The organism is Candidatus Hydrogenedentota bacterium (assembly GCA_013359265.1).
Classification (GTDB): Bacteria; Hydrogenedentota; Hydrogenedentia; order Hydrogenedentales; family SLHB01; genus JABWCD01.
The window spans coordinates 104,839-117,951 of sequence record JABWCD010000003.1; the positions used below are offsets into that span (position 1 = coordinate 104,839).

General features: G+C 60.6%; 11 protein-coding genes. 4 read left to right on the top strand and 7 right to left on the bottom strand.

What is annotated here, in order from left to right; genetic code table 11:
- Positions 1 to 83 precede the first annotated feature (83 nt).
- The 5 genes from HUU46_02660 to HUU46_02680 form a co-directional block, all read right to left on the bottom strand.
- The gene (locus tag HUU46_02660) at positions 84 to 2,519 is read right to left on the bottom strand and encodes a DUF1549 domain-containing protein (GenBank protein NUM52523.1); all 2,436 of its coding nucleotides are present in this window, start codon (positions 2,517 to 2,519) and stop codon (positions 84 to 86) included.
- A gap of 165 nt (positions 2,520 to 2,684) precedes the next feature.
- Entirely contained in the window at positions 2,685 to 3,392 is a 708-nt protein-coding gene (locus HUU46_02665; protein NUM52524.1) for an SDR family NAD(P)-dependent oxidoreductase, read from the bottom strand.
- 375 nt (positions 3,393 to 3,767) lie between these two features.
- The gene (gene hemF / locus HUU46_02670) at positions 3,768 to 4,658 is read right to left on the bottom strand and encodes an oxygen-dependent coproporphyrinogen oxidase (GenBank protein NUM52525.1); all 891 of its coding nucleotides are present in this window, start codon (positions 4,656 to 4,658) and stop codon (positions 3,768 to 3,770) included.
- 4 nt (positions 4,659 to 4,662) lie between these two features.
- Positions 4,663 to 6,216 (bottom strand): sodium/solute symporter, encoded by a 1,554-nt coding sequence (locus tag HUU46_02675; GenBank protein ID NUM52526.1) that lies wholly within the window; start codon positions 6,214 to 6,216, stop codon positions 4,663 to 4,665.
- A 135-nt stretch (positions 6,217 to 6,351) separates the two neighbouring features.
- Complete coding sequence (locus tag HUU46_02680; protein ID NUM52527.1) at positions 6,352 to 7,731, bottom strand: hypothetical protein; 1,380 nt, start codon at positions 7,729 to 7,731, stop codon at positions 6,352 to 6,354.
- Positions 7,732 to 7,955: 224 nt separating this feature from the next.
- Here HUU46_02680 and HUU46_02685 point away from each other — a divergent pair, with 224 nt between their 5' ends.
- The gene (locus HUU46_02685) at positions 7,956 to 9,203 is read left to right on the top strand and encodes a Gfo/Idh/MocA family oxidoreductase (protein ID NUM52528.1); all 1,248 of its coding nucleotides are present in this window, start codon (positions 7,956 to 7,958) and stop codon (positions 9,201 to 9,203) included.
- A 126-nt stretch (positions 9,204 to 9,329) separates the two neighbouring features.
- On the opposite strand, the gene HUU46_02690 is transcribed toward HUU46_02685, so the two are convergent.
- Together HUU46_02690 and HUU46_02695 are read right to left on the bottom strand one after the other, a co-directional pair.
- Positions 9,330 to 9,788, bottom strand: coding sequence for a hypothetical protein (locus HUU46_02690; GenBank protein ID NUM52529.1), 459 nt, complete (start codon positions 9,786 to 9,788; stop codon positions 9,330 to 9,332).
- A gap of 193 nt (positions 9,789 to 9,981) precedes the next feature.
- On the bottom strand, positions 9,982 to 10,434 hold the full coding sequence (locus tag HUU46_02695; protein NUM52530.1) for a hypothetical protein: 453 nt from the start codon (positions 10,432 to 10,434) through the stop codon (positions 9,982 to 9,984).
- Between the two features lie 212 nt (positions 10,435 to 10,646).
- On the opposite strand from HUU46_02695, the gene ndk reads away from it, so the two are divergent.
- From ndk to HUU46_02710, 3 genes are all read left to right on the top strand, one after another.
- Positions 10,647 to 11,102, top strand: coding sequence for a nucleoside-diphosphate kinase (gene ndk, locus HUU46_02700; protein ID NUM52531.1), 456 nt, complete (start codon positions 10,647 to 10,649; stop codon positions 11,100 to 11,102).
- Between the two features lie 199 nt (positions 11,103 to 11,301).
- Entirely contained in the window at positions 11,302 to 11,748 is a 447-nt protein-coding gene (locus HUU46_02705; protein ID NUM52532.1) for a DUF1844 domain-containing protein, read from the top strand.
- 11 nt (positions 11,749 to 11,759) lie between these two features.
- A complete protein-coding gene (locus HUU46_02710; GenBank protein ID NUM52533.1) occupies positions 11,760 to 13,049 on the top strand; it encodes an adenylosuccinate synthase in 1,290 nt (429 codons plus the stop codon).
- The last annotated feature ends 64 nt before the right edge of the window (positions 13,050 to 13,113 follow it).

Consider the following 13,113-nt stretch of genomic DNA (forward strand, 5'->3'; position numbering starts at 1 on the left):
GAGCACGAGCACGAGCACGATTACGAGCACGAGCACGAGCACAAGCGCGAACGAGAGCACGAAATTGTATAGGTGGGCGTGTGTTAGTCCACATACGCGAATTCCTGGAGGTTGAAGATTGCGCGGCAGAGTTGGGTGAGGCCGTCTTTGGTTGCGTTGGGTGCGATGGTGTTCATGAGCGCGAGGGCCTCGGAGGTTTCGTCGGTCGTGGGGTAGCGGCCGAGGGCGACGCGCCAAGCGCGTTCGACGAGCGGGCCGGGATCGGCGATGCACGCGTCGGCGCCTAGGCCCTGTTCGGTCATCAGGCGCGCGGCGAAGGCTTCGGCTTGTTTCACCGCAGTTGCGTTATTCATGAGCCAGAGGACCTGCGGCGCGACGGTTGTTGTGTCGCGCGCGGGTGCGCTGACAGCGTTGACGGGAAGATCGAAGACGTCGAACATGGGGAAGCGGAAGTTGCGGCGCTGAAGAATGTAGAGGCCGCGGCGCGTGTGGTCGGCGGGATCGGCGGAGACGGTCCAGAACATGGGGGCGCCTTCGTCGGGTCCGAGCAGCGGGACGACGGGGCGTCCGCCCATCTTTAGATTGATCGTGCCGGCGACGGAATGGATCGCGTCCCACAGCGCTTCTGCTTCGAGGCGGCGGCGATTCATTTTCCAGACGTAGTTGTTCGCCGGATCGATCGCGAGGTTGGTTTCATTCTGCCACACGCTGTCCATTTGATAGGTGGACGATTGCATCATGACGCGGTGCATGTGTTTGATGCTCCAACGCGCGCGCATGAATTCGGTGGCTAGCCAATCGAGCAATTCGGGGTGTGTCGGGCGCTGGCCCATCAAACCGAAATCGTTCACGCTTGAAACGATGCCGCGTCCGAAGTGGCCCTGCCATATGCGGTTCACCATGACGCGCGACGTGAGCGGGTGCGTGGGGCTGGTGAGCCATTTTGCAAGCGCCGCGCGCGCGCCGCGCAGGTTGGGAACCGGTTCGCTCCAGCCGCTGGCGTCGCGCAGGGCCGCGGGGAGATTCGGCGAAACGTGTTCGCGCGGCTGGGTGAGTTCGCCGCGATTCAGGACGTGTATGGCGGGAACCAGTTCCGGTTCTTCGTGACCCAGAATCGATGCGGATGGAATGTCGTAGAGACCGTCGAAGGGTTCGCCCTGCGCGGTTTTCTCCTGCAAGGCGAGCACGCTCTCCGCGAGTTTAGTCAATAGCGATTGGCGCTCGGCCTTCGCGGTGTCGGAAAGTTCGCGCCCTTTGACGCGGGCGTCGAAGAGCCGCACGGCGCGGCGTGCTTCGTCAACGGCAATGATGCGCGGGTAGTACTGGTGGTAATCCGCGACGCTCATCGGCGGGACGACGTATTCGCGGACCAGTTTGCTGCCGGCGAAGATCGCTTGCAGGCCGTAGTAGTCCTGCTGCGTGAGCGGGTCGAACTTGTGGTCGTGGCAGCGCGCGCAACTCATGGTGAGGCCCATGAAGGCGGCGCCGGTGGTATCGACCCAGTCGGTGAAGGTTTCGTAGCGGATTTTGCCGCCGTCCATGTTCGATTCGTGAATTTGTGGCGACAGCGTGTAGAAACCGGTGCCGATGCGCGCTTCCTGTCGGCGGAGTTTTTCCTCGGCGACTTTGTATTGTCCGTCCTGCGCGATGTCTCCCGGCCAGAGTTCGTCGCCCGCGATTTGCTCCTGCACAAAGACGTCGTAGGGTTTGTCGTCGTTGAACGATTTCACGACGTAGTCGCGGTAGCGCCATGAGTTTGCGTAGTAGATATCGGTTTCGAAGCCGCCGCTGTCGGCGTAGCGCGCGACGTCGAGCCAGTGGCGTCCCCAGCGTTCGCCGTAGTGTGGCGATGCGAGCAGTTCATCAATGAGTTTTGACCACGCTCGGGGCGAGGGGTCGCTGACGAATGTGTCGACTTGTTCGGGAGTGGGCGGAAGGCCGATGAGATCGACGTAGGCACGGCGGACAAGCGTGCGCGCGTCCGCACGCGGTGCGGGCGAGAGGCCTCTTTCGTCAAGCTGCGCAAGGACAAACGCGTCGATGGGATTCTGTACCCATTCCGATTTGCTCACGGTTGGCGGCGCAAGATCGCGGATGGGCTGAAACGACCAGAAGGTTTTGGGGTCGGCTTTTTCGCGCGGCGCGGGCGTATCGGCGGTTTCGCGCGGATCGGGCGCGCCATTCTTGACCCAGAGTTCGAGCGCGGCGATTTCGGCATCGGAAAGTTTTTCGTCCGGCGGCATTTTCAGATGCGGATCGGTGTGACGGACGGCCTGAATGAGGTTGCTCTTCTCGACGTCACCGGGAACGACGGCAGGGCCGCGTTCGCCGCCGGTCATCCAGCCGATGCGCGAATCGAGGCGGAGGCCGTTCTTCTGTTTTTCAGGGCCGTGGCATTGGATGCAGTGCGCGATGAAGAGCGGGCGGACATGCGACTCGAAGTGATCGAGCGATGCAGGATCGCCGGCGGCGGCGAAGGCCGCGGCGTTCAGAAGCACATGTGCGATCGCGAAGTTCACGGATTGCGCCCCGTGGGGTTATTCGTGCGACAGCTTGCGCATCTATTGAACACGCTTGCGTGACGACTCTGCAACCCTTAGCGGGTTGAAGACGGGAGGGGTGGGGCGCACGGTTACCCAGGGTAGCCCCGCTTCATCCGAGAATAGTAGACGCTGCAACTCAGCTTACGTGCGTCGCGCCAGCCATGGAAACGCGGCGTAGAGGCGCATGAGCCATTTCGAGCGGCGGTAGAAGAAGATTTCGGGTTCGCGGTTGTGGAGGGCGCGTTCGATGCGGTGGGCGACTTGGTCGACGGGGACCTGCGCGGGGCCGTGGCCGACGCCCATGAGGGCGACGTTGACGACATGGATGTTGTAGCGCTTCAGTTCCGCGCGCAGCGCTTCGGAGGCGACGTTCAACGCGCCTTTGGAGATGCTGTAGGCGGTTTGGTTGGGGTTGGGTTTGTAGCCGGCGAGCGACGAGATGTTCACGATGGCGCCGGAACCGCGCATGGCCATTTCGCGGCCGAGTACCTGGCAGAGTTGCAGTGTGCCGGTGACGTTGACGCGGATGATGTGGTCGATTTCTTCGAGCGAAGTTTCGAGCAGCGGTTTGGAGGTGACGTCCGCGGCGTTGTTGATCAGCACGTCAGGGCGGATGCCGTCGGCCTGCAAGTGCATCGCCAGCATTTCGATCGAGCGCGCGTTCGCGAGATCGATGGGATAGGCTTTTGCTTCGCGGATTTGCTCGGCGAGGGCGTGCAGGCGTTGCTTGTCGCGGGCGGCGAGGACCACCGTGTGGCCTTTCGCGGCGAAATGGCGGGCGAGCCCGCTACCCACAGTGCCGGTGGCACCGGTGATGAGAACGGTTTTTGGCGATGGCGCCGTATGCATTCGCTCATCTTACGCGAATCGCGCCGAGGAATCCTCGGTCCGAGCGCGCGAATCGAGTGGGTCTCGTGCGTGGACGGAAGGCGGATACGCCGGCGCAATTCAGGAATTTACGCAGCTACGAGCGCGGGCATAGCTCGGTATCGAAGCCGGATACTCGATTACGGTTACGAGGACGAGGACGATTACGAGTCATCATTTGGCACAGCTTTAGCCGAACGAATGCAGGTTCGTGGACGGGATAGACAGGATGGACAGTATTGAGGACGAACGCCAGCTATCGATTACGATTACAAGAAGATTGCAGCACGCGCTCATTTGTAGAGACGAGTACGACCAGGGGATCGATTGTGAGCCTACGCAATTAATGCGATTGCTTTAACGGTTCGCGATCCAATCGCGCGGCTGAAGGAATACCGTCGTCAGTTCGTGTTCGGGCGTGCCGGGTTCGGGCGCCCAGTCGTAGCGCCAGTGCGCGACGGCGGGGAGGGACATCAGAATCGACTCGATGCGGCCGCCCGATTGCAGGCCGAAGAGCGTGCCGCGATCGTAGACGAGATTGAATTCGACGTAGCGCGAGCGGCGGTAGAGTTGGAAGTCGCGTTGCGCGTCGGTGAACGGTTTGTCGCGGTTTGCGGCGACGAGCGGTGCGTAGATGTCGTTGAACGCGTTGCCGAGCGCCGCTGTAAACGCGAGATGTTTGTTTTTCACCGTGCGCAGGTGATCGAAGAAGATGCCGCCCACGCCGCGCATTTCGTTGCGATGCTTGATGAAGAAATACTCGTCGCAGGTTTTCTTGTGGTGCGCGTAGTCTTCCCCGGCATCATCGCATAACTTCTTCAACGCACGGTGAAACGCGGCGGCTTCCTCGTGTACCGGCACGTACGGCGTTAGATCGATGCCGCCGCCAAACCACCAGTGTTCGTCCGCTTCGAAGTATCGGACGTTCATGTGAATGGTGGGCACGTGCGGGTTGCGCGGATGAATGACGAGACTGACGCCTGTCGCGAAGAACGGCGTTCCGAAGGGGACCTTGAAGGCAGTCGCCGCCGCCTGTGGGAGCGAATCGCCGCGAATGGCGGAGAAGTTCACGCCGCCTTTTTCGATGAGACCGGCATTTTCCCACACGCGTGTTACGCCGCCACCGGTGCCGCGCTCGTAGTCCCAATTGTCTTCGCGGTACGGCGAGCCGTCTTGGGCCGCAATGAACGTACTGATGCGATCGTGGATAGCGCGGTATGCGGTCTCGATTTCGTTTGCGGCGGGCATGGTGTTAGGTGGCCGGTTGCGACTTGTCCTGCGTCCACACCGTCAGATTTGTCAGATTGCGTTCGCGCTTGGGGAGGAGTGACCCGATGAAGTAGCCGGTCAGGAACATGACGAAGTTACCGAGGATCGTTGTGTAATACGTGTCGAAGTTCGCTTTGATCATGTCGTGGAAACCGGGCGCAAACTTGAGGAAAACTTTGAGTTCGTACAACGAAATCGCTGTGGAGAAGATCAGAGTAAATAGAATTCCGATGAATACGGCACGACCGTCGCCTTTCGTTGTCAGGAACCCGAGCATGAAAAGGCCCAGCAGGCCGCCGGCGCTGATCGAGTTGAGCTTCGTTGCCGTGTCCTGCAACGTCATACTGTCGGCCGTCGAGAGCCAGTACGCGCCGCCGATCATAATCAACGAACTCACCAAGGAGATCATTTTTGCGACCCACACGTAGTGCTGGTCCGTCTTGTCCTTTTTCATGTGGCGCTTGTAGATGTCGGTGACACTCACGGCGGAGATGGCGTTGATGCTGGAGGAGAGCGAGGACATGGCCGCGGCGAGCACACCGGCAATCACAATACCGGAAACACCTTGATACATGTTCTTGCTCACGAAGTAGGGCAGCACTTCCTCCGCTTTTCGCTCGCCGGAGAGCATCTGCGACACAAGCGAATCGGGATTCAGCTTGTAGAACACGTAAAGGCTTGTGCCGAGGAACATGAAGTAGGTCCACGTCGGCAGGCTGCACAGGCAGTTGATCCACATGGCGCGCCGGGCGTCCTTAATGGTCTTCGCGGCGCAATACTTCTGAACGACGTTTTGGTTGCTGCTGTATTCCGTCATCCAGTTGAAGAAACCGTAGAGGATTACCATCGCCACGGTTTTTGTGTTCCATATTTCGCCGAGCGATCGCGGGAAGATGGGCGCCGGCGTCAATTGCTTTGTGATTGGGTCGGGGTCGCCGAGCATGAACTTGCCATCCGCCGCGGCGACGCTAAACACGGTCGAAATGCCGCCGGGCAAGTTCCAAAGGACAGCGATTAATATGAGCAGGCCGCCGATGGTCAGCACGATGGATTGAATGAAGTCGGTCCAGATGACGGCTTCGATGCCTCCGAGGACGGTGTAGAACGCGGTTACAGCACCGCCGACGAGAATGCACGCAGTCGTGTTCCAACCGGTCAACGCGTGCACCAACGTGGAGACGAGGAAAAGTATCAGGCTCACGCGAATGCACTGGCTGAAAAGGAACATGAGCGCGGCGTACATGCGGGTGCCGGTGCCGAAGCGCCCTTCGAGGTATTCGAAGGCGGAGGTCATATGCGTCCTGCGAAAGAACGGAAGTATCCAAATGGACGCGACCAGAATTGCGATGGGCAGCGTGATGCAGATTAGGTAACGGAGATACGCGGTCTTGAATCCGTCGGCGGGATATCCGACAAACGTGATCGAACTGATCGACGTGCCGAACATCGAGATGCCGAGCAGCCATCCGGGGTACGATCGGTTTCCAACAAAGTAGCTCTCGGTGCTTTTTGCGCGCCGCGCGAAGTACGGGCCCATCGCCACTTGCGATGCGAAATACACGACGAGCACCACAAAGTCCAACCAACGGAATTCGCCCAGCATAATTGCCCCCTATTTCCGCTGCCCTTGGGGGCGACTGTAACAAGCGGGGAAAGAGCGGGTCAAACCGCGTCAGTTGGGTGGAGTCGGCTCCTGGCGTGGCTTTGGTGGCGCTACCCACCCCATGCCGTAGCACGAGAGGAATGCGGCTGCGGACGCAAGCAGCACGGTGCGCGTCCAGGGCAGCGGGGCCGCGAACGCCCATTCGCATACCGCCGTGACGGTGAAACCGGCAAGCAGAGCCGCGACCACTCCGGGGAACGACAGGCGGCGCGGGAAGAACGTGAACACGGTGAAGATGCCGATGAGGCCGGCGTTGACGTAGTTCATCGACCCCATGCACAGCGCGAGGAAATCCTTGTGCCGTTCCTGCGCGTCAATTACAGAGAACGTGATGGCGAAGGCGATCATGATGAACAGTGAGAGGGAGGACCAGTAGCGCCCCGCGAGTTTCGAGTTCATCAGCGATTTCCAGATGGCGCCGGTCGAATGGATCGTCGAGTCGAGCGACGACATCGCAGCGGCGGCGAGCAGCACGAGGAACACGCCTTTGAGCAGCGGTACGTTGCTCTTCTCGACGTAATCCGCGAGGGGGCTCTTCGCGTTGAGATCGCCCACGCCGGCGAATTGCAGCAGGAAACCGATGGTAAGGAATAGACTGATAAGTCCTGCCGCGACAAAACCGGAGAGTACCAGCGAGCGGCGGGCGTCGTTGAAGCTCTTTGTCGAAAGAATGCGCAGGAGCATGTCCTGATCGGCGCCATGCGAACCAATCGACAGTACGACGCCTCCGAGAAACATCACCGGCGTAAACGTTGACTTGTCGACGTCCCAATCGAAGAGGGCGGGCGCCTGAATTGCGTCATGGGGAACAAGCCACCACAGATAGAAGCAAAGGAAGATTCCCGTGAAAACAGGCAGACCACTTTGAATCTGGTCCATGACGACGACGGCGCGGAGGCCGCCGGTCAGGCTGTATCCGGCAACGCATACGGCGACCACCAGCACCCAAAACTCCGTGCGCCAACCAAGCAACTGGTGCAGCGCGTAGCCGCCAATGAAGAATCGCGCGCCGCCGGAGATGTACTTCGCGAGCAGGTACGCGCCCTCGAGAATTTGGTGATGACCGCTCATCGTTTGGTAGATGGTCAGCCGTGACGAAACGTACAGCGCGCGCAGGTAGAACATGGCGACGACCGTGCGCCCGACGATGTAGCCGAGCAGGAGCCACACCAGCGTATAGCCGCCGGTCAATCCCGCCGCGGGAAATACGACCGTCGTCGCAACCGAGGTCTCGGACGACACCACGGACAACAGCGCGCGGAAGGTGCCCAATTGCTTCGACGCGAAGAAGTAATCGGAATCTTCCGACGTGCTTCGCGTCGTCAGCGTTACGAATACCACCGCGCCGAGATACAAGGCGAACGGTGTGAAATAAAGGACATTAGCCATGCCGGTCGCGGACCTCCCTCCGCCGCGTCGTTCGCAGAGCATACGAGGCGGCGGGCGACAAGTCCAACGGTCCGACGAGGACGGAATCCATTTCAATTCGCTGCGGACCGCGCTATATACTGATGACCGGGTGTGCGCCGCATGCGGGCGGCGCGCCAATCGCGGGACCGAACCGATCACACTACTTCATGCCGGATTCCGGCACTAACGATTGGGGGCATACCATGGAACGAATGAGGATTGGCTTCATCGGCGCGGGGTTCATCGCAAAGTTTCAGGCGTCGGCGTTGCGCTACGTGCGCGGGGCGGACCTGACGGGGGTGTACGCGCTGAAGGGCGCGGACGAGTTGGCGGCCTACGCGAAGAGCCACGGTCTCGGCGACTGCAAGGTGTATTCGACCATCGCCGAACTGTGCAAGAACAGCGACGCGGTCGCCGTGCTTGCGCCGAACTTTGCGCGGGTCGAGATCGTCGGGCAAATCGCGGATGCGGTGAAGGCGGGGGCCGCGTTGAAAGGCGTGATGTGCGAGAAGCCGCTTGGCCGTACCGTGGCCGAGGCGAAGGACCTCGTGCGTCTGATGAAGGACGCCAAGATGCCGACGGCGTACTTCGAGAACCAGATTCACATGAAGGCGGTGAAGAACGCGCTCGCGCAGCTTGCGCCGGTTGCCAAGGAGATGGGGCCCGTCGCGTTGGCGCGGTCCGCCGAGGAGCACGCGGGCCCGCACGAGGGCTGGTTCTGGGACCCGACGCGGCAGGGCGGTGGCGTGCTCTCGGATATGGGATGCCACAGCATCGCGGTGTCGTGGTTCGCGCTGACGCCGCACGGCAAGGCGCCAAACTTCCTGAAGCCCGTCGCGGTGAACGCAGAAGTCGCACTGTTGAAGTGGGGTATACCGAAATACCGCAAGCAACTGCTCGATCGCATGGGCGTGGACTATTCAAAGGTCCCCGCCGAAGATTTTGCGACGGGCATGGTCACGTTCCAGAACCCCGAAACGAAGCAAAAGGTCAAGGCACAGTTCACCAACTCGTGGATGTACGACAAGCAGGGCCTGCGCCTGCTGATGGACGGCCTCGGGCCGGGCTATGCGTTCGAGGTGAATTCGCTGAAATCGCCGCTTGAGATTTTTATCGGCGACGCGGCGGCCGAGGCGGTGGCGAACGCGGAACTGGCGCTCGAGAAGGCGACCGCCACGCGCGGGTTGCTTACCGTTCAGCCGAATGAAGCCGACCTTTATGGCTACGTTGACGAAATCGACGACGCGGTGCAGGCGTTTGGCCGAGGCAAGGACGCATTGCTCGACTGGGAGTACGGGCTCGAGATCACGAAGCTCTGCCAGGCCGGATACCTCTCCGCAGAGAAGCAGAAGACGATCGATCTGACCGATCCCGCGGTGCAGAAAGAGCTCGAGACCTACGTGTCGCTCATTGCGCAGGGTAAGGCCGGGGAGCAGTTGGGGGTGAGGTAGTTTTAGATGGTCAGTCCGGTCCAGCGTGCCAGACGGGTCGGTCGAGTTGGACAACAGTTGTAAAGACCGAAGGCCCCGCGCTCCGATGGGAGCGCGGGGCCTTCGGCTTGTTCGCATCAGGTTCGATTATTCGAAGATTGCGCGGAAATAGTCTTTGTTATCGATTCGGGGCAGATCAAAACGGATGAATTTGTCGATTTCGTTGTCGGTAATCGCTTTGCTCTCGTCGATGATGGCGGCGGGCGCGGACGGTTCGGTCAAGGTGTCCGAGCTCGGAACGTAATCGTCGTTTTCGGGCGTATAGTCATGGAGCCCTTCGGTCACCTCGGGGGTCAACTGGTCGACAACCTTGCGGATGCGGTCGTCCATGAAATCCACCAAGACCGACTTGAGGTGTTCGTGTTTCTGCTCCGGAGTGCCGTTGACCATCGTGTCCTTATTCAGGGGCAGGACCCGGCCGCAGAACACGACGACGAGTTCGTCGCAGTTCGGGCATGGCCCGACGATGATAGCCCCCAGCGGCGGCAACATGATCTGGCCGCGTACTCCGCAATGGGGGCATTTGACTTCGACCATTGACAACATATCACGCTCGCTTTCCGGAGTCTCGTTCTCCAAGGGGGATTATATCACTTGACTACGCATAGTGCAAGCAATATAGGAATTACGAGATTTACGAGTTTCAATTCCACGGATTGCGTTGCAATTACGCAAAAAGAGGCAAAAATAGCGTGGTTCTAGAAGTGCGATAAATGAAAATAGTGAATTTAGCCGAATCCTACGAGGATTTGGCTTTGAGGGACTCGATGATCGCCACGGCCTCGTTGTTGTGCGGGGCCTTGCGATCATGCCAGTCGGGGTAGGTTAGGAGGGTTACCCCGTATACTTGGGCGACGGTTTGGATGTTGACGGTGGTCGAATTGGCCGTTGCCTCGGTCAGGGTGATGGTCAGCTTGGTGCGGTGGGGGGTGCCGACGTAGAGCTGGCGCTTCATGGGGGTGAAGGCAACGAATTCGCCGCGCTTGTCGCGCGTGTAGATGTCCATCTCCAATTCGCGCAAGACGGCCTTGGTGGCTTGCCACGCTTCGTCCATCGGCTTTGCGACGGTGATCGAGTCTTCCATCGTGAACCCGGTGGTGTCCTTCGCGGCGCGGGCGCACCCGGGCAGCACGAGCGGTGCGATGAGAACGAACGCGACCGATACCTTGGCAAAGCTGGCAAAACGCTTCATAGCGGATGTATCTCCCTAACCCAGCGGATTCTAACACAGCCGGGCAGGGGTAGCAACAGGTTACGCGGCCTGTTGCAGCCGAAAGCCGCCATTTGTTACGCTACTGGCCTGCGCGGCTGGCGCGCGGTTTTTCCAATGGGTTAGGGGTTGATACGGGCGAGCCTTGCCTCGGCACGGCGTACCTGCGGGTCAACCGGAGCAAGGAATCGAGCGTGGTAGAACGCACTTTTGTAATGATCAAGCCGGACGCTTTTGGGCGGCGGCTGTGTGGCGAGATTATCGGGCGCTACGAGGGCAAGGGGTTGAAGCTCGTCGGCATGAAGATGCAGGTCGTGTCGAACGCGCTGGCCGAGCAGCACTATGCGGAGCACAAGGGCAAGAAGTTTTATCCTTCGCTGCTGGAGTTCATAACGTCCGGACCCACCGTGCAGATGGTGTGGGAAGGGGAGAACGCCGTGGCGGCCGTGCGCAAGTTGAACGGCGCGACGAACAGCCAGGAAGCCGATCTCGGCACGATTCGCGGCGACTATGGGCTGACGGTTCAGAACAATCTCGTCCATGCGTCGGACTCGCTCGATACGGCGAAGCGGGAGATCGCGATTTACTTCCGTCCGGAGGAGTTGTTCGATCACGCGATGCCCGACGACAGGTGGATGCAGAACGGATAGCGGCGGAGAGCGGTTGTACTAACCGGCCCTCCGAAAATCAGATACGCATGAACGGTTGGTAACAAGGGAGGCCATCATGGCAGGCGGAAGAAAGGTGCGGCGCGCGAAGATCGCCAAGCACAAGCGGAAGAAGCGTCGTCGCGCGAACCGTCACAAGAAGAAATAGCGGCCGGGCCTAGTGCCCGTGGAGGTAGCCGCCATGGCGGACGAACCGAAGATATTCATCGACGAGGACTGGAAAGCCCAGGTCCAGCGCGAGAAGGAAGAGGCGCAAAAGAAGGCCGGTTCCGAAGCGCCGGAAGGCGATGCGGGCGACGCCGGCAGCGATGGCGCGCCGGCGGGCGAGCCGTCCTTCGCGGGGCTTTTGCAGAGCCTCGCGGCGCAGTGCGCGTACGCGTTGGGCCTCATTGCGCAGCGCGACGCGAAGCAGGTCATGGTGGACATCGTCGAGGCGAAGTACTGCATCGACACGCTGATGATGCTGCGCACGAAGACGAAGGGCAACCTGACGCCCGAGGAAGAAGGACTGCTCGCGAACATGATTGCGGAGTTGCAGCAGTTCTATGTCGTGCGCGCGCAACAGGTCCAGGAAGCCGAGTTGAAGAAGGCCGGGATCGATCTCGGCAATCTCGGCGGTAAGAAGTAAGAGGTACGGCAATGCCGGGATTCGTTATTGTCGGAATGCAGTGGGGCGACGAAGGCAAGGGCAAGGTCGTCGACTTTCTGACCAGCCAGGCCGACATGGTCGTGCGCCATCAGGGCGGCAACAACGCCGGGCACACGGTTGTCGTCAACGGCAAGCAGACCGTGTTGCACCTCATCCCGAGCGGCATCCTCCACGACAAGACCGTGTGCATCATCGGCAACGGAACGGTGCTCGATCCCGAAGTATTGTGCAAGGAACTCGACAACCTCGACGCGTCGGGCTGCGACTACAAGGGCCGTTTGTTTATTTCGAGCGGCGCGCACGTGATCATGCCGTATCACCGCGTGCTCGATCGCGCGCAGGAAAAGTTTCGCGGCAACAAGAAAATCGGCACGACCGGACGCGGCATTGGCCCCGCCTACGCCGACAAGGCGGACCGGTTCGGTATTCGCTTCGCGGACTTCGTCGACCCTGAATCGTTCGCGCAAAAACTCAAGGACACGCTCTCGTACAAGAACACGATCTTGAAGCAGTCGTTCGGCGAGGCCGAGTTGGACTACGACACGGTGTTGCGCGACGCGACACCGTTTGCGGACCGCCTGCGGCCGTTCGTCGCGGACGCCGTGACGATGGTCCACGACGTGTTGAGGCAGGGCAAGCGCGTGATGTTCGAGGGCGCGCAGGGATCGATGCTCGATCTCGATCACGGCACGTTCCCGTTTGTCACGAGTTCGACGACGCTCGCCGGCGGCGTGTGCGCCGGCGCGGGCGTCGGGCCGAGTGCAATCACCGGCGTCATCGGCATCGTGAAGGCGTATTCGACGCGCGTGGGCGAAGGCCCCTTCCCGACCGAACTGCTCAACGGCACCGGCGATCTCCTGCGCGCGACGGGGCACGAGTTCGGCGCGACGACGGGCCGCCCGCGGCGCTGCGGTTGGCTCGATTCCGTGCAGCTACGCCGCGCGGTGCAATTGAACGGCGCTACGAACGTCGTCCTCACGAAACCCGATGTGCTGGGCGTGCTGGACACGATTCAGATTTGCGTTGCGTACGAGATCGACGGCAAACGCACTGAAATCTTCCCCGCGGAAACCGCGAAGCTCGCGAAAGTGCGCCCAGTGTACGAAGAGATGCCGGGTTGGCAGCGCGATATCTCGACGTGCCGCACGTGGGACGAATTGCCCGAGGCCGCGCGCGCCTACTTCAACCGCGTCGAAGAACTCATCGGCGTGCCGGTGAGCCTGATCTCCGTCGGCCCGGGCAGAGAACAGACCATTCAGCACCGCGACCCGTTTGCGTAGCCGGTACAAGCATTCGCATGGTTTGATTCCCGCACTCGTGCTCCTGCTCGTCGTCGTGCTCGTG